Below are 19,171 nucleotides of genomic sequence, written 5' to 3'. Positions count from 1 at the left end.
CTCCTGCGCGGCCGTCCCGTGCGGATCACCCACTCCGCGCGCCGCCTGAGCCTGCGCGCGCGGTGCGGGTGAGCGAACGGCGTCAGAGAATGTCGTCGAGGCCGGGAAGCTGGAAGCCCGACAGCTGCTCACCGAACCCGTTCACGGCGTCCTGAGCGCCACCCGCCCACTCGCCGATCCCGGATCCCTCGGCGAGCGAGGCGAGGTCGACACCGGATGCCAGCGCCTCGACGTCGACGCCCTCCGCGAGCCCCGCGAAGTCGACGCCCATCTGCCCCGCCTGAGCGAGCAGGGGCGCAGCGACGGCACTGACGACAGCGCCGCCGGCGACGGCCGCCAGCAGTCCTCCTGCGCCCACGACGCCGGCCCCGACGAGTCCTCCACGACCGGCCTTGGCCAGGAGGCCCGCCATCCGTCCCGGCCGGGTCGCCTCGGTCCGAGTCGCCGTGCGCGCGAGATCGTCCGGAGCGTCGGAGCGAGGCCGCTCGTGCGGCGCGAGCTCGGCGTCCATCCGCGCCCGCACATGCGCACGCTGCGCCGGTGTCAGGCGGGCGAAGGCCTCGCGGTGCATCTGCTCGATCCGGTCGGGGTCGGCCGTGCGCAGCAAGTAGTCGTAGCGGGCGATCGCTGCGCGATCCTCGGCTGACAGCGCCTCAGCCGAGACTCCGGGGGAAGCGGGTCCAGGGTGCGCGCTGCCCCCGGAGGCAGCTGCGGCCGGAGGGGGTGCGTAGCGGCCCGTCGTGGCGGGCGCGGGCGTCGCGGGCGCATCTCCGCGCCGGTCGCCGGTGACGGCATCCGCGGCGGAGCGGACCATGTCGCGCCAATCGCGCCCACCGCCGGTGCTGGGGCGGGAACCGGCGCCGGACGACGACGCTTTGTCGACGGCCTTCGAGGCGAGATCGAACAGGCGGGAGAACGAGACCATGGGGGTACCTCTCGACGGGCAGCGCGCGGCTGCGACGTCAAGGTCTCCTCCACCGGAATCGGCCCGACGCACCCGGAGGCCAACGGTGACCTCGTGATGACGGATGCATCGCGATGGGAGTACTCCCCCTGCTGCATCCAGGGTAGAGACGCCGCCTTTGTGTTCCCTGAATCAGCTCCCGGTCGTGCGCACCGCGGTCAGTCCGGAACGCACCGGCCCTCGCACGAGAACGTGTCCCCTCGTCAGGGTCACGCGCGTCCACGTGCCGCTCGTGCGCACGGGCGCCTGCTCTTCTCCGGCGATGAACCCGAGCGCGAACGCGGCGAAGGCCGTACCGAGGGGCAGTCCCCCGAGGGCCTCGTCGGGCTGTCCCCATACCTGCGCGCGAACCGTCCGGACGACGTCCTCGCCGGCATCCGTGGGAAGAGAATCGGCGACGGCCGCCACCCCGTACTGGGCGCGGGATGCCAGAACAGCGGCGTCGATGGCATCCGTCTGCTCCCATCCGCTCCGCGGAGGCGAGATACCCGCCCAGGCCGGCGAGGTCGCCGTCTCGGGCAGAACGACGGCGGACGCGTCGTCCGGGGCCGGCAGCAGCGCGGATGCCTCGACGACGAGGTCGCACTCGAGCTCCGGATCGATCGCGGAGACGCGCATCCCGAGCACCGTCGGCGTCGCATCGAACAGGCCGCGGGGTGCAAGGGGAGCTGCCGTCGAGGCGAGGACGCCGGAGGCGGCGCGGAGGCGCACCGTGCCGTCTCCGAGACGGATGGCCCGGGAGGCGAAGGTGAGCAGGTCGGCTGCCGCCTGCGGGGTCGGGGAACAACAGGCGCGCGGACACCCGCCCTAAACTATCAAGCGGCGCGGGTACGCCGCGCCGGAACGGGAGTCAGCGTGACCGACGCCAACGATCCCGTGGCGTCCCTCCTCGCGGTGCTCGACCTCCGCGACGCCGGCGCCCGGACGACCGAGGACATCTTCACGGGTGTGTCGCAGGCCATGCCCACCGGCCGCGTCTACGGCGGACAGGTGCTCGCGCAGACCATCGTGGCCGCCTCTCGCACGCTTCCGCCCGAGCGGACGGTGCACTCGATGCACGGTTACTTCCTCCGGCCGGGCGATCCGACGGACGGCATCACGTTCTCGGTCGACCGCATCCACGACGGTCGATCGTTCTCGACGCGACGGACGCAGGCCTTCCAGTCCGGGGTGCCGATCTTCTCGATGATCGCGTCGTTCCAAGACGACGACCCGGGACTCGAGCACTTCGAGCCGATGCCCGCGGGCATCCCGGCCCCTGAGGCCATCCCTGCTCTCGAGGTCGACGCCCTGCATCCGATCAGCCGACGCCTGCTGTCCTCCAGCCCCGTCGAAGTACGCCATGTGACATCGCCGCTGTACTCGTCCGCCGAGGGTCCGCACGTCCCGCGGCAGGCGGTGTGGATGAAGCTGCGCCGCCCCATCAGCGACGATCGCGCCGTTCACCGCGCTGCGCTGGCCTACCTCAGCGACCTCACCATCCAGGAGTCGATCATGCGCGCGCACGGCGTCGCGTGGAACACTCCCGGGCTGCGCGTCGCGAGCCTCGATCACGCGATGTGGTGGCACCGTCCAGGCCGTGTCGACGACTGGCTCCTGTACGTGCAGGAGTCGCCGAACGCGCGCGGCGGGCGCGGCCTCTCGACGGGGCGGATCTACACGCGCGACGGCATTCTCGTCGCGAGCGTCGCGCAAGAGGTCATGGTGCGGGTGCCCCGCGACTGATCCAGGATGCCAGACCCTCGGCATCCGTTCGACTCGTTGTGGTCGTCGTCAGCTTCGGCCGGAGCGCCGACGGTACTCGATGGGCTCACCGACGTAGGGCGCCCAGGCGGCGCGTTCGATCTCGGTCCAGCGGATTGGTCGTCCGCTGGCGGTGTCGACGAGGACGACGACCGCCGTGGCACGCGCGTACAGGATGGGCTCGGCATCGCCCACGGGGCTGTACACCTCGAAGCAGATGTCGGCGCTCGAGCCGCCCATCGCTCCGATCCACATGCGCACGTCGAGGGGACGCTGGCTGTACGGGACCGGGCGGAGGTACTCGATCTCTTGGCGCGCGATGAGCGTGGCGCGGTCGCCCCCGCTGTCGAGCACGTCCATGTCGAACACCGCTGTCGGAAGTGGCTCACCCTCACCGTCGCTGAACCAGAACGCCCGCAGACGCGCCTCTTCGAGGAGCTTGAGCATCGAGGTGTTGTTGACGTGCCCGAGGGCGTCGAGGTCGCCCCATCGCAGGTGGATGGGGACGTGGACCCGCGAGGGCCCGGCGGATGCCGGACCCTCGTCGGGGGTCACCGAAGCGACGTCGTCAGTCACGCGTGAGCTTGCGGTAGGTGGAGCGCGACGGGTTCGCGGCGTCGGCGCCGAGGCGCTCGATCTTGTTCGCCTCGTAGGCCTCGAAGTTGCCCTCGAACCAGTGCCACTGGTCGGGGTGCTCCTCGGTGCCCTCGTAGGCGAGGATGTGCGTCGCGATGCGGTCGAGGAACCACCGGTCGTGCGTGATGACCACGGCACAACCGGGGAACTCGAGAAGGGCGTTCTCGAGCGAGCTCAGGGTCTCGACGTCGAGGTCGTTGGTCGGCTCGTCGAGGAGGAGCAGGTTGCCGCCCTCTTTGAGCGTGAGCGCGAGGTTCAGGCGATTGCGCTCACCACCCGACAGCACGCCGGCCTTCTTCTGCTGGTCGGGCCCCTTGAAGCCGAACTTCGACACGTACGCGCGCGAGGGGATCTCGGTCTTGCCGACCGTGATGATGTCGAGACCGTCCGACACCACCTCCCACAGCGTCTTCTCGGGGTCGATGTTCGCGCGCGACTGGTCGACGTAGCTGATCTTGACCGTCTCGCCCATCTTCAGCGTGCCGCCGTCGAGGGGCTCGAGGCCCACGATGGTCTTGAAGAGCGTCGTCTTTCCGACACCGTTGGGGCCGATGACGCCGACGATGCCGTTCGGCGGCAGGTTGAAGCTCAGGTTGCTGATGAGCGACCGGTCGCCGAACCGCTTCTCGAGCTTCTTGGCGTCGATGACGATGCTGCCCAGGCGCGGCCCCGCGGGGATCTGGATCTCGTCGAAGTCCAACTTGCGAGTGCGCTCGGCCTCGGCCGCCATCTCCTCGTAGCGGGCCAGGCGCGCCTTCGACTTGACCTGGCGCCCCTTCGCGTTGGAGCGGACCCACTCGAGCTCTTCCTTCAGGCGCTTCTGGAGCTTCGCGTCCTTCTTGCCCTGGACGTCGAGGCGCTGTGCCTTCTTCTCGAGGTAGGTCGAGTAGTTGCCCTCGTAGGGGTAGAGGTGACCGCGGTCGACCTCGGCGATCCACTCCGCGACGTTGTCGAGGAAGTACCGGTCGTGAGTGATCGCGATGACGGCGCCCTTGTAGGCCTTCAGGTGCTGCTCGAGCCAGAGCACGCTCTCGGCGTCGAGGTGGTTGGTGGGCTCGTCGAGGAGGAGCAGGTCGGGCTTCTGCAGCAGAAGCTTCGCCAGAGCGACGCGGCGACGCTCGCCACCCGAGAGGGGGACGACGCTCGCGTCAGCCGGCGGCGTGCGCAGGGCGTCCATCGCCTGCTCGAGCTGGGAGTCGAGGTCCCAGCCGTCGGCCGCGTCGATCTCTTCCTGCAGCGTGCCCATCTCGGCGAGCAGCGCGTCGAAATCGGCGTCCGGGTCGGCCATGAGGGCCGAGATCTCGTTGAACCGGTCGAGCTTCGGCTTGATGGCCACGCCGTCCTGGATGTTCTCGAGGACGGTCTTGCTGTCGTCGAGTTCGGGCTCCTGCATGAGGATGCCGACCGTGAAGCCCGGGCTCAGCCGGGCCTCTCCGTTGGAGGGGGTGTCGAGACCGGCCATGATCTTCAGGATCGTGGACTTACCGGCACCGTTCGGCCCGACCATGCCGATCTTGGCACCGGGGAGGAACGACATCGTGACGTCGTCGAGGATCAGCTTGTCGCCCACGGCCTTGCGCGCGCGGACCATGGAGTAGATGTATTCCGCCATAACCTGACCAGTCTATGGCCCGCGGGAGCGGCGGCCGGGCTCCCGCGCGTCTACGGGGCGCACGGACATCTGGCGCCCGTGCCGTTGCTCGCCTCCCCGATGTCGATCAGCGCCCGCGGTGGAGAGAGCCGCGCGAGAGGGCGTGCACGGCAGTGCGACGCTTCTCGACGGGACGGCTCGTCACCAGTCGATGGGACGGGTCTGACCGATCAGACATCCCCCGGAGCTGAGTCCCGGAAGGACTGTGCTCACGGGAGCGCCGATCGACGGCCCAACCTGCCCGACGAGGCATTGGTCTCCCCACCTCACCGAGAACTCGATGCTCTCGGCGGGGTTTCCGATCGTCGACTCGTCTTGCGTCACCTGCATCGCGGCCTTGTCGAAGCCGCCCTGAACGAGCGCATCGATGTACGCGCGACCGGAAACCGGATTCGGACCCCCCGCGACGCCCGCGACAATCTGCGAGAAGTAAGGGAGGTTGTCGACCACTGAGCCGTTCGGTTCCAGTGTCGGCGCGGGGGCGGCCGTCGGCGACGAGGCGGGCGCCGACGAGTCCACCGGCGCGGTGGTCGCCGGAACCGGAGCGGGCTCGGGCGATGCCCCGGTGCATCCACTCAAGGCCAGGAGAGCGACGAGCGCTGCGGGAGCGAGAAGACGACCAGAGGGGCGAGACACGTGCTCGATTCTACGGACCTCCTCCGACCGCGCTTCCCACGCCCACGGCGGGGCGCCCGTGATGCGCACCCCACGGCCAGCACTCATGATGGGCGGTCCGGGGTGGGCCCTGGTGGGCGCTCGGGGCGGCCGCCCGGGCTGATCGCCCTGGACCGTGCGCTCAGCTGCTCACGGCTCACGCCGCCTCGCGGCATTCTGGTCAAAAGGGCGTGGCGTCCGCGACTTCGATCGCGGTTCGTTCACGCTCGGCCGTTTCCTCACCCGGCGGTGGGGCGACAGGCTCGCTCGGAGCGGTCGGAGCCGCCCATTCATCGCTCGACGCCGCAGGCGTCTCGTCGGACTCGGAACGCGCTGTTTCGCCACGAGGCGTCCGCTGGAACTGCGTGGTCCCCCAGCGAAGGTCGTGTCCGACCGCATCCGCTGTCACGTCGGCGCTCACACCGCGCTTCGTCTCGTTCTCCCATTCGCGGAGGCGGAGTCGTCCCGAGACCACGACGCGCTCGCCCTTTCGGATCGACGCGAGCGCATTCCGTCCGAGTTCGCCGAACGCCGACACGGCGTAGTAGCTGGTGTGCCCGTCGATCCACTGTCCGCGCTCGCGATCGAATCGGCGCTCGCTTACGGCCAGGCGGAAGGCCGCGATAGAGTCGCCTCCGCGGGTCGCGCGTTCTTCGGGGTCGCCGACGATGTTGCCGACGAGGGTGATGTGGTCGCTCATGGTGAATTCCTTTCCTCGGGGTGTGCGCTCCGGCATCCGTGTGCCCGACGGATACCGGAGCGAGGCCAGATTGCCCGTCGCCGCGCGTGCGTCATGCCGGGGAAGACCGTTTTTGTGGACGATCCGCGCATTTCGCGTCGTGGGGGTGAGGAGTGGAGACCTTCGTCCGTCCCGATGTCGGAGGTCGGTCGTAGATTTCCCCGCATGAGCACCGCACTGTGGAACGACCTCGCTCCGGCACCGCGTCCGGCCGGGTGGGGCGCAGCGACCCATGTCGCCGCTGGTCTGTGGCGCATCGCCGACCGACGCGGAGTCGTTGTGGGGCACGTTCGGGCGACGGCGTCCGAGCGCGGCTGGCGATATGCCGCCGAGCGGTTCCACTCCGCGTCCGGCGCCTTCCGACGGCTCGGCGAGTTCTGGTCCGCGGCCGAGGCTCTCGAATGTCTTCGCTACGCGCGATGACCTGCTTTCGGGGCGGTGGCGGAGCGCCTCACACCAGCGCGGTGAGCTCGCCGAGGCGTGACGCCCGGCCCTCGGCGCGGACGTCCGCCCACGCCGCCCCGAGCAGGTCGACTGCGCGGTCGAGGGTGGCCGGCGGGGCGGTGAACGGCATCCGCAGTCGCCGATCGTGTCCGCCCTCGGTTGCGAACCGCGATCCGGCCGAGAGGAGGAGACCGCGAGAGCGGGCGTTCATGACGAGGGGCGTGCTGACGGGCTCGCCGATCCCGAGCCAGAGCGACACCCCTCCGTGCGGGGTGGGGATCTCCCAGTCGGCGAAGGTCGAGCGCAGGGCGCGCACCAGGGCGTCGCGCCCGGCGCGGAGCAGATCTCCCCGCTGGACGGCGATCTCGTCGAGGCGGGGAACGAGCAGCGTGGCGACGGCCTGTTCGAGTTCGGGCGTGCCCAGATCGTGAACCGGCCGACCGCTGGCCAAGCGGCGGACGATGTCCGTTTCGGCGCGAATCCACCCGACGCGCAACCCGCCCCAGACCGTCTTGCCCAGCGAGCCGATGCGAATCACCAGATCGGACTCGGGAAAATGCGTGGCACGACCCGGTCGGTCGATGTCGAGGTCCGCCGTGGTCTCATCCAGGACGAGGAAGGTGCCGGTCATCTCGGCACCCCCCACGAACGCATCCACTTCCTCGGGAGACATCGAGCGACCCGTCGGGTTCTGGAAGTTCGGCATGAGGTACGCGAGAGAGGGCAGAGTCCGCGCGAAGGTCTGCGCTGCCCGGTCGAGGTCCCACCCGTCCGTCGTCGAGACCGGCACCCCGACCAGGCGGGCGCCCACGTATCGGAAAGCCTCCGCTGCGTGCGGGTAGGTCGGCGTCTCGATCAACACACGGTCCGCGCGATTGAGAAGCACGGATGCCGCGAGGTGGATCGCACTCTGAGCGCCCGTCGTGACGAGGATCTGGTCGGCTGTGGTCGGCACCCCGCGTCGCCGGTATCGATCCGCGATCGCCTCACGGAGAGCGAGCGACCCGACCACGTCGTATCCGGAACGGGCGACGATGGCGCTGGCATCCTGGAGCACCTCGCTGATGACCGCGGGCAGACCGGGCCATGCGGCGGGGCTGGCCTGCTGCAGATCTATCGCGTCCGTCGCGGCCGCCAGGCCCCCGGGATCGTTCCGCGGTAGGGGGCGTGTCACGCTCCCGCTCCCCCGCAAGCTTTCGATGTGGCCCGTGTCGCGAAGACTTCGATACGCGGCCGCGACGGTAGTCCGGCTCAGCGACAGCGCCGCGGCGAGTTCACGTTCCGCCGGCAGGGCCGTCCGGGGAGCGATGCGGTTGTCGAGGCAGAGCAGCCGAACGGCATCCGCGAGAGCTTCGTAGGCGGGTCCGTTGCCCCGCCAGCCGCCCAGGGCTTCCGCCAGAGCGCGTGCCGAGATCCGGGAATCCATGAGGCCACGATAGACGAATTGGCATTACGCGCAAAAGCCAATTCCCTGATTGGATTTCCTCATGTCCGAGCGCATTCTTCGTCTTCTCATCGGCCTGATCGCCTATGGCTTCGGCTGTGCGCTCACGGTCGCAGCCGGGCTCGGGGTCGACCCCTGGACGGTCTTCGCGGAGGGACTCTCGCGCGTCACCGGAATCGGCGTCGGATGGATCACCAACATCGTGGGACTCGGCGTTCTCCTCCTGTGGATCCCCCTGCGCCAGAAGCCCGGGGTCGGTACGGTCGCCAACATCCTGCTGGTCGGCACGAGTATGCAGATCGCTCTGGGATTCCTCCCGCACCCCGACGCGTGGTGGCTCCAAGCACTCATGCTCGTGGCAGGTGTCGTCGTCGTGGCGGCGGCATCCGGTCTCTATATCGGCGCCCGCTTCGGTCCCGGCCCGCGCGACGGGCTCATGACAGGTCTCCACGCGCGCTTCGGCTGGCCGATCTGGGCCTGTCGGCTCGGTGTCGAGGGAACCGTGCTCGTCCTCGGATGGATCCTCGGCGGCACCGTGGGGATCGGAACCGTGGTCTTCGCCCTCGGCATCGGGCCACTGGTCCACGTGGCCCTGCCTCTGCTGGCCACGCGCGACAAGGTCCTCGCGCCCGTACATGCGTGACGTCCCCGCGCACGCGTACACGGGGACGTCACAGGTGGAGCGGGAGTCTCCCGCGCTCAGTGCTCGCGGAACTCTGGCCGGTCGCTGCCGGGCTTCAGGTGCGAGTGCAGAGCGTTCTTCGCGATCTCCATCGTGGGGTAGACGCCCAGCGGCTCGTCCTTCCCCGCCATATGCACGCCGTAGCCATCGGCATCCTTCTGGATCTTGCCGACGACACCCGCGGGCCCGTATGCGACCCAGAGGCGTCGCGTCACCGTTTCGGACATGAGTGCTCCTTTGCTCTCGATGGCGGCAGAGTACCTCTGTCCGCCGCCCGCGGCCAGGGCATCGACGCAAGTCGGTGCGATGGGGCCGGACGGCGGAGATATCCTGGTGCACGACCCCCAGTAGCTCAGTGGATAGAGCAGCGGCCTTCTAATCCGCCGGTCACACGTTCGAATCGTGTCTGGGGGACTCGGCTCCGGTGTCGGACCCCCTCACTAGACTGGAGGGATGGTAGGCGCCTCCACGAATGACCGGCTCGTCTGGATCGACTGCGAGATGACGGGCCTCGACCTCGCGGTCGATGAGCTGGTCGAGATCGCCGTCGTCGTCACCGACTTCGAGCTCAACGTGCTCGACCCCGGCTTCCACATCGTGATCAAGCCCGACGCTTCGGCGATGGAGAACATGGGCGAGTTCGTCACCGAGATGCACCGTTCGTCCGGACTCCTCGAAGAGATCCCCCACGGGGTGAGCCTCGCGGATGCCGAGTTCCAGGCGTTGGAGTACATCCAGCGGTTCGCGCCGGTCGAGGGAAAGGCCCCCCTCGCGGGCAACACCATCGGCACCGACCGCATGTTCCTGGCCAAGTACATGCCGCGCGTCGATCGCTGGCTGCACTATCGAAACGTCGACGTCTCGAGCATCAAAGAGCTGTCCCGCCGGTGGTATCCGCGGGCGTACATCCACGCACCGGCGAAGAACGGCGGACACCGGGCGCTCGCCGACATCCTCGAGTCCATCCGTGAGCTCGCCTACTATCGCGAGGCCGTGTTCGTCCCTCAGCCAGGTCCCACGAGCGACGAGGCGAAGACGATCGCGTCCTCGGCCGTGTCGTCGTTCGCTCACCACGTGTGACATAATTGTTCAGTTGTCCGCTGCGGCAGACACATGGTGGCTATAGCTCAGTTGGTAGAGCACCGCGTTGTGGTCGCGGGGGTCGCGGGTTCAAGTCCCGTTAGCCACCCCACTCCCCCGAAGGCCCGTCGAGAACCTCGACGGGCCTTCGTCTTTCGTCGGGGCTCGAGCCGATCGACCGTAGAATTGCCCGAGCGGCGACTTTCAGGAGATGACATGAGCGAAGACGCGGGTTCCGGCGTCGCGCTCCGTCTCGACGCCGAACAGTTCGAGGCGTTGGTCGTCAACGAGCTCGACCAGCTCCCCGACGACATGGTCGAGGGCTTGGACAACGTCGTGTTCGTCGTGGAAGACCGGCCTGAGGACGGATCGCTCGATCTTCTCGGGCTGTATGACGGTTGGGCGTTGACGGAGCGCGACCGATACGGCGTAGGCGAGCTTCCCGACCGCATCATCCTCTACCGCGAGCCGCACCTCGCAGCCTGCTCCGACGAGCAGGAGCTCCGCGACGAGATCCACACGACCCTGGTCCACGAGATCGCCCACTTCTACGGCATCGACGACGCACGCCTGCACGAATTGGGGTGGGCGTGATGCCGACGGTGGCCACCCCCGATCTCGACCTCGTCGACGCCACCGAGCTCACTGCCGTTCCGCCCTCGTCGTGGCAGACGGTGGTGTGGAACGACCCCGTGAACCTCATGAGCTATGTCAGCCACGTGTTCCGCACCTACTTCGGCTTCGACGCCGCGACGGCCGAGCGGCTCATGCTCGCCGTCCACAACGACGGTCACGCGGTCGTTGCCCGCGGCCCGCGCGAGGTGATGGAAGCGCACGCGCACGCGATGCACGATTACGGCCTGTGGGCGACAGTTCGGAAGGAACCCGCGTGAGCGACAAGATCGTCGTCCTCGAGATCAGCGGTCTCGAGGCCCTTCACCTCGCCGGCATCGTCGGGCAGTTCCGTGACGTCGTGACGGACACGCAGCGCAGTGACGACCCTGCCGTCGCACGCCTTCTGCCGGATGCGTATCCCGATGATGAGGAAGCGACACGGGAGTTCCGTCGGCTGACCGGCGACGACCTGCTCGGTCGACGTGCCGCCGACGCGGAGGTCGTCCTCCGCACCCTCGGCATGGACGGCGGGGCGCATGACCACGGCGACCCGGATGCCACCCTGACCATCGCTCTCGGCGAAGACGAGGCCCTGTCGTGGATGCGGACCCTGTCGGCGGTGCGTCTCGTGATGGCGACACGCCTCGGCATCCACAGCGAAGACGATCATCAGCCCGATGATCCGCGCTTCGGGATCTACGACTGGATCGGCTATCGCCTCGACGGTCTCGTCACCGCACTCGACCGCCGCTGAGCGTCGTCGCGCGACCCGGTCCCTCCGACGAGCTCAGGGACCTGACGACTCAGACACCGGGGCGTCAGCCCGGGTGGCTGAGTTCGTCGAAGCTTCCGGACGCGACATTACCGAGGTGGCTGAGCTCGTCGAAGCCACCGGACGCGCCACTGTCCAAGCGCTTGCAAACGTCGGGGTCAGCGCGTCCGGTTTACGGCACCCGCACGAACAGGGTCGCGAGCGACACCGGGCCGTTCTGCTCGATGTGCCGGTCCTCTTGCGCCGCCCAACGCTCCCAGTGCGGACGATACGTATCGCCGTCTCGCTCGAGAGCTCGATGTTTACGCGAGGGCGACGGCGCATCGACCCACACGGCGACGTCCGCCAATCGCGCGGTCTCCGGCGTCAAAGCGCCCGCTCCTTCGACGACGAGCGGGAGGGACGGATCGACGGCGTAGGCTTCCGCACGCTCGCCGGCATCCCAGTTCCAGCGTTGCCACACCCCCACAGCGCCTTTCGCGTGCGGGGTCAAGATCATCTCGCACGCGTACGTCGAGCCGGCGGCGAGACCGTCCCAACCGGGATAGACATCGTCGAGCGCGACGAGCTGCACGCGTCCTCTCAGCGGCCAGGCCGAGACGAGACGGCGTGCGAGAGAGCTCTTCCCTGCTCCGCTGCGCCCATCGATGACGATCACCGGGTTGGTTGCGGCGACCGCGCGCACGCGCTCGAACACCGCGGACGTGGCCGCGGCGAGAGCCTCGTCGACGTCGTCCGCGTTACTTCTTGAGGGCGCGGATGACACGGCTGAGCGCGCGACCCGCGACCCACACGAACGGAACGGCGACGGCGAGCAGCGACACGATGTTCGGGTCGAAGCGGAGGTCGTCGCCGCGACGGATGTACGCGCCGAGCGGCAGGGTGTAGCCGCCACCGCCACCGCCGCCGTTGCCCTGCTCATCGGATCCGCCGCCGAAACCGGCCCACGTGAGCGCGACCGGGACGATACGGACGCCGTCGACGTCCTGCTGCTCGCCGTACGCGGCCGTGACGCCGAAGTTGGTGGACTGCTTGCCGAGTTCCAATGCGATGTTGGGCATGTCCCCACCGTACCCGCGACGTCCATCGGAGCCCAGGGGTGTTGCGCCGTCGCGCGGACCGTGTCAGTGGTCGTACGTCGGGCGGGGGTTGGTCGGGAGTGCCCCGCCGCCGCGGGTGGGGCCGAGCAACGAGCCGCGGGTCACGGCGCCGCGACCGAAACGGGCGACGGCGCTGTCGAGCGTGCCCTCGACACGGCGCCATTCGGCGTCGTCGTCCCACAGGGTCGCGGCCATGGTCGCCGGCGCGAGCTTCTCGCCGCGCACGCCCACGAGTCGCACCGCTTGTCGACGGTCGATCGCGTCGAACAGCTCGATCGCCGCATCGCCGATGCGTTGACCGACGGAGGTCGCTTCGGACAGGGTGCGCGAGCGACTCACCGTGGTGAAGTCGCTGAAGCGCACCTTGATGGCCACGGTGCCCGCCTCGTACTGCTGCGCGCGCAGACGTGCGCCGACCCGATCCGCGAGACGGCGCAGCTCGACGTGGAGCGTGCGGGTGTCGGAGATGTCGGCGTGGAACGTCTCTTCGTGACCGATGCTCTTCTCCGTGCGCCCCGTGTGCACCGCGCGGGCGTCGATTCCGCGCGAGAGGTGCCAGACCCGCTCTGCCATCGCCGATCCCAGTGCCTGCTCGAGCACGGCCCGTGGCGCGTCCAGGATGTCGGAGACGAGACGGATGCCGCGCGCCTCGAGAGACTCGGCCGCCTTGGGGCCCACTCCCCAGAGGGCGCGCACGGACCGCGGCCGCAGGAAGGCCTCGGTCTGACTCGCCGCGACGACGAGCAGCCCGTCGGGTTTGGAGATCGTCGACGCCATCTTCGCCACGTGCTTCGTCGCGGCGACGCCGATGCTGCACGTGAGTCCGGTCTCGGCCTGGACCCGAGCGCGGAGATCGCGCGCGATCCGCCCCGGACTCCCCCATAGGCGTCGAGCTCCTCGCACGTCGAGGAAGGCCTCGTCGATCGAGAGGGGCTCGACGAGGGGCGTGACGTCGTGGAAGATCGCCATGACCTGCCGCGACATCTCGGTGTACCGGTGATACGGAGGATTGACGACGATCGCGGTCGGGCACAGTCTCAGCGCGACAGCGACCGGCATGGCCGACTTCACCCCATAGCGGCGAGCCTCGTAGGACGCGCTCGACACCACGCCGCGACCCTCGGATCCGCCGATGATGAGCGGCTTTCCGGCGAGGGACGGGTCGTCGAGCACAGCGACCGAGGCGAAGAACGCATCCATGTCGACGTGCAGGATGCCGGTGCCGGTGTCATCCGCGTCGGGGGGCGAGACGATGCGCCCCGTGCCGTCCCCGCGTCCCATACGTCCATTCTCTCCCGGGCCTCCGACATCGAGACGGTCACGCTGGCGATGCCTCAACACCGGGAGAACGACGGATGCCACGGCCCGCCGCGCGTGCGCGGCCGGGATCGTGGCATCCGGGGTCCTGCGAGGGGTCCTACTGCGCGGCCGCGCGCTCTAGCACGAGCTCTCGCACGCGGGCGGCGTCGGCCTGCCCCTTCATCGCCTTCATGACCGCACCGATGACAGCGCCGGCGGCCTGCACCTTGCCATCACGGATCTTCGCGAGGACATCGGGCTGTGCCGCAAGCGCATCGTCGATCGCCGCGATCAACGCACCGTCATCGGAGACCACGGCGAGCCCGCGCGCATCGACGACCTCTTCGGGTGTCCCCTCACCGGCGATGACGCCTTCGAGCACCTGACGGGCGAGCTTGTCAGTGAGCGTCCCCGCATCCACGAGCTTTTGAAGGGCCGCGACGTTCGCCGGCGAGACGAGGTCGGCCGCATCGCGCTCCTGCGCGTTGGCGACGCGGGTGATCTCGCCCGTCCACCACTTGCGCGCGGCCGCGGGGGCGGCCCCTGCGGCGATCGTGTCGGCCACCGCGTCGAGGAGCCCGCCGTTGGCGACGTCCTGGAACTCCAGGTCGGTGAAGCCCCACTCGGCCTTGAGCCGACGCCGACGCGCGGCGGGAGGCTCGGGGAGCGCCGCTCGAAGCTCCTCGATCAGTTCGGGCGCAGGCACCACGGGGAGCAGGTCGGGCTCCGGGAAGTAGCGGTAGTCGTCGGCATCCGACTTCGGTCGACCGGGAGAGGTACGTCCGGTGTCTTCATGCCAGTGCCGCGTCTCTTGCGTGATGGTGCCACCCTTGGCGAGGATCGCGGCCTGGCGCTGGATCTCGTACCGCACGGCGCGCTCGACAGAGCGCATCGAGTTCACGTTCTTCGTCTCGGTGCGGGTGCCGAGCTTTTCCTGGCCGCGCGGCCGCAGCGACACGTTCGCATCGCAGCGGAGGTTTCCGCGCTCCAGACGCGCCTCCGAGATGCCGAGACCGCGAACGATGTCGCGAATCGTCGCGACGTACGCCTTGGCGAGGGCGGGGGCGGAGTGCTCCGCACCGAAGATCGGCTTGGTGACGATCTCGACGAGCGGCACACCGGCGCGGTTGTAGTCGACGAGCGAGTACTCGGCGCCCTGGATGCGACCGGTCGCGCCGCCCATGTGGGTGAGTTTGCCCGCGTCTTCCTCCATGTGCGCGCGCTCGATCGGCACGGTGACGATCGTGCCGTCTTCGAGCTCGACCTCGACCGATCCCTCGAACGCGATCGGCTCGTCGTACTGCGAGATCTGATAGTTCTTGCCGAGGTCGGGGTAGAAGTAGTTCTTTCGCGCGAAGCGGCTCGAGGGTGCGATCGAGCAGCCGAGGGCGAGGCCCAGGCTGATCGACGAACGGATCGCTTCGGCGTTGACGACCGGCAGGGCACCGGGGAGCCCCATGTCGACCGGCGCGACGAGCGTGTTCGGCTCGGCGCCGTGGTTCGCCTCGTTCGCCGGGTTCGGCGCGGACGAGAACATCTTGGTCGCGGTGTTCAGCTCGACGTGCACCTCGAAACCGAGGACGGGCTCGAACATCTCGAGCGCCTCGTCGAAGTCCATCAGGGCATCTTTCGCCATCAGATCATTCCTGCTTTCGGTCCCTGAGCCTGTCGAAGGGTGAGAGAGGGGGCCTTGTCGAGGAGCGGTGCGCCCCACTGGTCGACGAGCAGCGCCTCGAGCGCCGCGCCGACGCGGTACAGGCGCGCGTCTTCCCGCGCCGGGGCGAGGAACTGGATGCCGACGGGCAGCCCGTCTTCTTCGGCCAGTCCGCTGGGGATCGAGATACCCGGGACGCCCGCGAGGTTGGCGGGGATCGTGGTGATGTCGTTGAGGTACATCTGCAGGGGGTCGTCGATCTTCTCACCCAGTCGGAACGCCGTGGTCGGCGCCGAGGGCGTCGCGATGACGTCGACCTGCGCGAAAGCGGCGTCGAAGTCCTGCTGGATGAGCGTGCGGACTTTCTGCGCGCTGCCGTAGTAGGCGTCGTAGTAGCCGGCCGAGAGCGCGTACGTTCCGAGGATGATGCGGCGCTTGACCTCGGGACCGAAGCCGGCGTCGCGCGTGGCGGCCATGACGTTCTCCACCGTCGGTGCACCCTGCGGGGTGACACGGAGGCCGAAGCGCACCGAATCGAACTTCGCCAGGTTGCTCGATGCCTCGGCGGGGAGGATCAGGTAGTACGCGGCGACGCCGTACTCGAAGTGCGGAGCGCTGATCTCGATGATCTCGGCGCCCTGCGCCTCCATGGCGGCGAGCGAGGCGCGGAACGAGTCCGACACGCCCTTCTGGAAGCCGCGGTCGTCGAGCTCGCGGATGACGCCCACTCTCAGGCCCTTCAGGACCTCACCGGTCGCCCCCCTCTCGGGCGGCCGCGGCGAATGAGGGCCACGCGTCCGACAGCGAAGTGGAATCGTTCGCGTCATGCCCGCCGATCACGTCGTGCAGCAGGCCCGCGTCGAGCACGGTGCGGGTGACCGGACCGACCTGGTCGAGGCTCGAGGCCAGGGCGATCGCGCCGTAGCGGCTGACCCCGCCGTAGGTGGGCTTGACGCCGACCGTGCCGGTGACGTGGGCGGGCTGACGGATCGACCCGCCGGTGTCGGAGCCGAGGGCCAGGGGTGCCTCGAAGGCGGCGACGGCTGCCGCCGAGCCACCGCCGGAACCACCCGGAATGCGGTCGAGATCCCAGGGGTTACGGGTGGGACCGTAGGCGGAGAACTCGGTGGACGAGCCCATCGCGAACTCGTCCATGTTGGTCTTCCCGAGCGGCACGAGACCAGCGGCACGGGAACGAGCGACGACCGTGGCGTCGTAGGGCGACATGTAGCCCTCGAGGATCTTGGAACCGCTGGTGGAGGGCATGTCGGTCGTGACGAGCACGTCCTTCACCGCGAGCGGCACTCCGGCCAGCTCGTGCAGCTGCTCACCTGCGGCGCGACGGCGGTCGATGTCAGCCGCGACGTCGAGGGCGTGGTCGCTGACGTGCAGGAACGCGTGGACGTCGCCGTCGACGGCGGCGATGCGGTCGAGGTGCGCCTGCGTGGCTTCGACGCTGGACACCTCGGACGACGAGATCTTCGCGGCCAAGTCGGCCGCGGTCAGGCGGGTGAGATCGGTCACTGCTCTTCTCCCAGGATCGCGGTCACGCGGAATCGCCCGTCTGCCTGGTCGGGGGCGTTCTGCAGCACCTGCTCGCGCGTCAGCTGCGGCTGCACGGCGTCGGGGCGGAAGACGTTCTCGAGCGGGATCGGGTGGCTCGTCGCGACGACCTCGGGGGTCGCCACCTCGGACACCTTCGCGATGTTGTCGACGATGGCGTCCAGCTGGCCGGTGAGGCTCTGGACCTCCTCGTCGCTCAACTGGATCCGGGCGAGCACACCGAGATGGCGCACGAGATCAGGAGTGATTTCAGACACCCTCCGATCCTAGTTCGCGTTGCCTTCGCCCCGAGCTCGCGTCCGACGTGGTCGGGATCGTCGCGAGGGGGCCGCGGCTGTGGAGGAACGGTCGACTCACCTCCGAGACCTGTGGACACGAGTCGTGGTTGTGCACGACGCCCCCTCGAGACGTACCTCGCCCTAGGCTGGCCCGGTGACCAGCTTCGATCCGCCCCGTCCCTGGACCCACAGCTATGCCGCCGGCGTCTCCGAGGACCTCGAGCCCCAGACCGGGTCACTCGTCGACATCGTCGATGCCTCGGCCCGCGACTATCCCGACGCTCCGGCGCTCCAGTTCTTCGGACGGGAGACGACGTACGCCGAGATGTCCACCGAGATCGCGCGCGTCGCAGGCGCGCTGGCCGCTCACGGCGTGCGCGCCGGCGACCCGGTTGCGATCGTGCTCCCGAACTGCCCGCAGCACATCGTGGCGTTCTACGCCGTCCTGCGACTCGGCGCCGTCGTCGTCGAACACAATCCGCTTTACACCGCTCGCGAGCTGCGGAAGCAGTTCGAAGACCACGGCGCGAAGCACGCCATCGTCTTGAGCAAGGTCGTGCGCACGGTGCAGGACTTCCCCGCCGACCTGCGGCTGACGACCCTCGTGTCGGTCGACGTAACCGAAGCGATGCCGTTCCGCATGCGCCTCGCGCTTCGCCTGCCGATCGCGAAGGCTCGAGAGTCGCGGGCGGCGCTCACCGAGAAGACGCGGGATGCCACCCCCTGGGCCGAGCTCTCGCGTCACGCGCCGCTGCCCGAGACGCACCCGCGTCCCTCGTCGGCCGACCTGGCGATCATCCAGTACACGAGCGGCACCACCGGAACCCCCAAGGGCGCCATGCTGACGCACGCGAATCTCCTCGCCAACGCCGCGCAAGCGCGCGCGTGGGTGCCGCAGATTGTGCGTGGTGAAGGATGCATCGTCTATGCCGTTCTGCCGATGTTCCACGCCTACGGGCTCACTCTGTGCCTGACGTTCGCCATGTCGATGGGCGCGCGACTGGTGCTGTTCCCCAAGTTCGATCCCGACCTGGTTCTGGCCGTGACGAAGAAGCACCCCGCGACGTTCCTTCCTCTGGTACCGCCGATCGCGGAACGGCTCCTCGCCGCGGCGCAGGCGAATGGCATCTCGCTCCAGGGCACCGACGTGGCGATCTCCGGCGCCATGGCCTTGCCGCACGATCTGGTCGTCCCCTTCGAGAAGGCCACGGGTGGGTATCTGGTCGAGGGATACGGTCTGAGCGAATGCTCCCCCGTCCTCATGGCGAACCCCGTCGCCGACAACCGCGTCGCCGGGACGGTCGGTCTTCCGCTCCCCGGCACCGAGTGTCGTGTCGTCGACCCCGACGACCCGCGCCGCGACGTCGAACGCGGCGAACTGCTGGTTCGAGGACCGCAGGTGTTCTCCGGCTACTACGGCAAGCCCGAAGCGACCGACGAAGTCTTCGTCGACGGGTGGTTCCGCACGGGGGACATCGTCACGATCGATGACGCCGGGTTCGTCCGCATCGTCGACCGGATCAAAGAACTGATCATCACGGGCGGTTTCAACGTCGCACCGACCGAGGTCGAGAACGTGCTGCGCCAGCACCCCGACGTGGCTGACGTCGCCGTCGTCGGCCTGCCGAATGAGCACTCCGGTGAGGAGGTCGTCGCCGCGGTGGTCCCGACGACGCCCGGCGCGTTCGACGCTGAGGCGGTGCGGGCGTTCGCGCGCGGCATCCTGACGCCGTACAAGGTTCCGCGTCGCATCGTCGTCGTCGACGAACTGCCGAAGTCACTCATCGGCAAGGTGCTGCGCCGCCAGGTACGGGAGCAGCTCCTCCCGAAGGAGTGATCGTCGCCTGAGCGAT

21 protein-coding genes, 2 tRNA genes and 1 pseudogene are annotated in these 19,171 nt (G+C 68.9%); 10 read left to right on the top strand and 14 right to left on the bottom strand.

Annotated elements, in window-relative coordinates; translation table 11 throughout:
- Positions 1-82 precede the first annotated feature (82 nt).
- Entirely contained in the window at positions 83-925 is an 843-nt protein-coding gene (locus tag QE388_RS15030; RefSeq protein WP_307386133.1) for a cation-transporting ATPase, read from the bottom strand.
- A gap of 171 nt (positions 926-1,096) precedes the next feature.
- Positions 1,097-1,675, bottom strand: coding sequence for a hypothetical protein (locus QE388_RS15025; RefSeq protein WP_307386131.1), 579 nt, complete (start codon positions 1,673-1,675; stop codon positions 1,097-1,099).
- 144 nt (positions 1,676-1,819) lie between these two features.
- On the opposite strand from QE388_RS15025, the gene QE388_RS15020 reads away from it, so the two are divergent.
- Positions 1,820-2,689 (top strand): acyl-CoA thioesterase II, encoded by an 870-nt coding sequence (locus QE388_RS15020; protein WP_307386129.1) that lies wholly within the window; start codon positions 1,820-1,822, stop codon positions 2,687-2,689.
- Positions 2,690-2,737: 48 nt separating this feature from the next.
- On the opposite strand, the gene QE388_RS15015 is transcribed toward QE388_RS15020, so the two are convergent.
- From QE388_RS15015 to QE388_RS15000, 4 genes are all read right to left on the bottom strand, one after another.
- Positions 2,738-3,283 (bottom strand): thioesterase family protein, encoded by a 546-nt coding sequence (locus QE388_RS15015; RefSeq protein ID WP_307386127.1) that lies wholly within the window; start codon positions 3,281-3,283, stop codon positions 2,738-2,740.
- Positions 3,276-4,955: an energy-dependent translational throttle protein EttA gene (ettA, locus tag QE388_RS15010; RefSeq protein ID WP_058596072.1), complete on the bottom strand. Its 1,680-nt coding sequence runs from the start codon at positions 4,953-4,955 to the stop codon at positions 3,276-3,278. The genes QE388_RS15015 and ettA overlap by 8 nt, the downstream gene beginning before the upstream one ends.
- Positions 4,956-5,135: 180 nt before the next feature.
- Positions 5,136-5,630 carry a hypothetical protein gene (locus QE388_RS15005; RefSeq protein WP_307386125.1) on the bottom strand — a complete coding sequence of 165 codons (495 nt, stop codon included), beginning with the start codon at positions 5,628-5,630 and terminating at the stop codon, positions 5,136-5,138.
- A gap of 199 nt (positions 5,631-5,829) precedes the next feature.
- On the bottom strand, positions 5,830-6,348 hold the full coding sequence (locus tag QE388_RS15000) for a single-stranded DNA-binding protein (protein ID WP_307386123.1): 519 nt from the start codon (positions 6,346-6,348) through the stop codon (positions 5,830-5,832).
- A gap of 204 nt (positions 6,349-6,552) precedes the next feature.
- Between QE388_RS15000 and QE388_RS14995 the strand changes: the two genes are divergently transcribed.
- Complete coding sequence (locus QE388_RS14995; RefSeq protein WP_153001351.1) at positions 6,553-6,810, top strand: hypothetical protein; 258 nt, start codon at positions 6,553-6,555, stop codon at positions 6,808-6,810.
- Between the two features lie 28 nt (positions 6,811-6,838).
- Here QE388_RS14995 and QE388_RS14990 read toward each other — a convergent pair whose 3' ends face one another.
- Complete coding sequence (locus tag QE388_RS14990; protein ID WP_307386121.1) at positions 6,839-8,257, bottom strand: PLP-dependent aminotransferase family protein; 1,419 nt, start codon at positions 8,255-8,257, stop codon at positions 6,839-6,841.
- A 61-nt stretch (positions 8,258-8,318) separates the two neighbouring features.
- Here QE388_RS14990 and QE388_RS14985 point away from each other — a divergent pair, with 61 nt between their 5' ends.
- A complete protein-coding gene (locus tag QE388_RS14985; RefSeq protein WP_307386119.1) occupies positions 8,319-8,918 on the top strand; it encodes a YitT family protein in 600 nt (199 codons plus the stop codon).
- Between the two features lie 56 nt (positions 8,919-8,974).
- Here the strand turns inward: QE388_RS14985 and QE388_RS14980 are convergent, their stop codons facing one another.
- Positions 8,975-9,184 (bottom strand): hypothetical protein, encoded by a 210-nt coding sequence (locus tag QE388_RS14980; protein WP_058596108.1) that lies wholly within the window; start codon positions 9,182-9,184, stop codon positions 8,975-8,977.
- 114 nt (positions 9,185-9,298) lie between these two features.
- On the opposite strand from QE388_RS14980, the gene QE388_RS14975 reads away from it, so the two are divergent.
- The 6 genes from QE388_RS14975 (at position 9,299) to QE388_RS14950 (ending at position 11,406) form a co-directional block, all read left to right on the top strand.
- Positions 9,299-9,371 (top strand) — tRNA-Arg (locus QE388_RS14975).
- A 39-nt stretch (positions 9,372-9,410) separates the two neighbouring features.
- Positions 9,411-10,037, top strand: coding sequence for an oligoribonuclease (gene orn / locus QE388_RS14970; RefSeq protein ID WP_275798955.1), 627 nt, complete (start codon positions 9,411-9,413; stop codon positions 10,035-10,037).
- A 36-nt stretch (positions 10,038-10,073) separates the two neighbouring features.
- Positions 10,074-10,149, top strand: a tRNA-His gene (locus QE388_RS14965).
- Between the two features lie 104 nt (positions 10,150-10,253).
- Complete coding sequence (locus tag QE388_RS14960) at positions 10,254-10,631, top strand: metallopeptidase family protein (protein ID WP_275798093.1); 378 nt, start codon at positions 10,254-10,256, stop codon at positions 10,629-10,631.
- A complete protein-coding gene (gene clpS, locus QE388_RS14955; RefSeq protein WP_307386114.1) occupies positions 10,622-10,930 on the top strand; it encodes an ATP-dependent Clp protease adapter ClpS in 309 nt (102 codons plus the stop codon). The genes QE388_RS14960 and clpS overlap by 10 nt, the downstream gene beginning before the upstream one ends.
- On the top strand, positions 10,927-11,406 hold the full coding sequence (locus tag QE388_RS14950; RefSeq protein ID WP_307386112.1) for a DUF2017 family protein: 480 nt from the start codon (positions 10,927-10,929) through the stop codon (positions 11,404-11,406). Before clpS ends, QE388_RS14950 begins: the two co-directional genes overlap by 4 nt.
- 190 nt (positions 11,407-11,596) lie before the next feature.
- Here the strand turns inward: QE388_RS14950 and QE388_RS14945 are convergent, their stop codons facing one another.
- The 6 genes and pseudogenes from QE388_RS14945 to gatC all read right to left on the bottom strand — a co-directional run bounded on the left by QE388_RS14945 (position 11,597) and on the right by gatC (position 17,297).
- Positions 11,597-12,190, bottom strand: a complete 594-nt coding sequence (locus QE388_RS14945) for a hypothetical protein (RefSeq protein WP_275798096.1) — start codon at positions 12,188-12,190, stop codon at positions 11,597-11,599.
- On the bottom strand, positions 12,165-12,485 hold the full coding sequence (locus QE388_RS14940) for a hypothetical protein (protein WP_058596110.1): 321 nt from the start codon (positions 12,483-12,485) through the stop codon (positions 12,165-12,167). The genes QE388_RS14945 and QE388_RS14940 overlap by 26 nt, the downstream gene beginning before the upstream one ends.
- Positions 12,486-12,548: 63 nt before the next feature.
- Positions 12,549-13,805 (bottom strand): DNA polymerase IV, encoded by a 1,257-nt coding sequence (gene dinB, locus QE388_RS14935; RefSeq protein ID WP_307386107.1) that lies wholly within the window; start codon positions 13,803-13,805, stop codon positions 12,549-12,551.
- 136 nt (positions 13,806-13,941) lie between these two features.
- The gene (gatB, locus tag QE388_RS14930) at positions 13,942-15,459 is read right to left on the bottom strand and encodes an Asp-tRNA(Asn)/Glu-tRNA(Gln) amidotransferase subunit GatB (protein ID WP_275798101.1); all 1,518 of its coding nucleotides are present in this window, start codon (positions 15,457-15,459) and stop codon (positions 13,942-13,944) included.
- Positions 15,459-17,001, bottom strand: a pseudogene (gatA, locus tag QE388_RS14925) (Asp-tRNA(Asn)/Glu-tRNA(Gln) amidotransferase subunit GatA). Before gatA ends, gatB begins: the two are co-directional and overlap by 1 nt.
- Entirely contained in the window at positions 16,998-17,297 is a 300-nt protein-coding gene (gene gatC, locus QE388_RS14920) for an Asp-tRNA(Asn)/Glu-tRNA(Gln) amidotransferase subunit GatC (RefSeq protein WP_058626747.1), read from the bottom strand. Before gatC ends, gatA begins: the two are co-directional and overlap by 4 nt.
- A 175-nt stretch (positions 17,298-17,472) precedes the next feature.
- On the opposite strand from gatC, the gene QE388_RS14915 reads away from it, so the two are divergent.
- On the top strand, positions 17,473-19,155 hold the full coding sequence (locus tag QE388_RS14915) for a long-chain-fatty-acid--CoA ligase (RefSeq protein WP_307386103.1): 1,683 nt from the start codon (positions 17,473-17,475) through the stop codon (positions 19,153-19,155).
- Positions 19,156-19,171: the final 16 nt, after the last annotated feature.

This window comes from Microbacterium sp. SORGH_AS_0969, from assembly GCF_030818255.1.
Taxonomy (GTDB): Bacteria; Actinomycetota; Actinomycetes; order Actinomycetales; family Microbacteriaceae; genus Microbacterium.
Note: the sequence above shows the minus strand (reverse complement) of the source record. Positions and strands in the feature narration are given on the sequence as shown.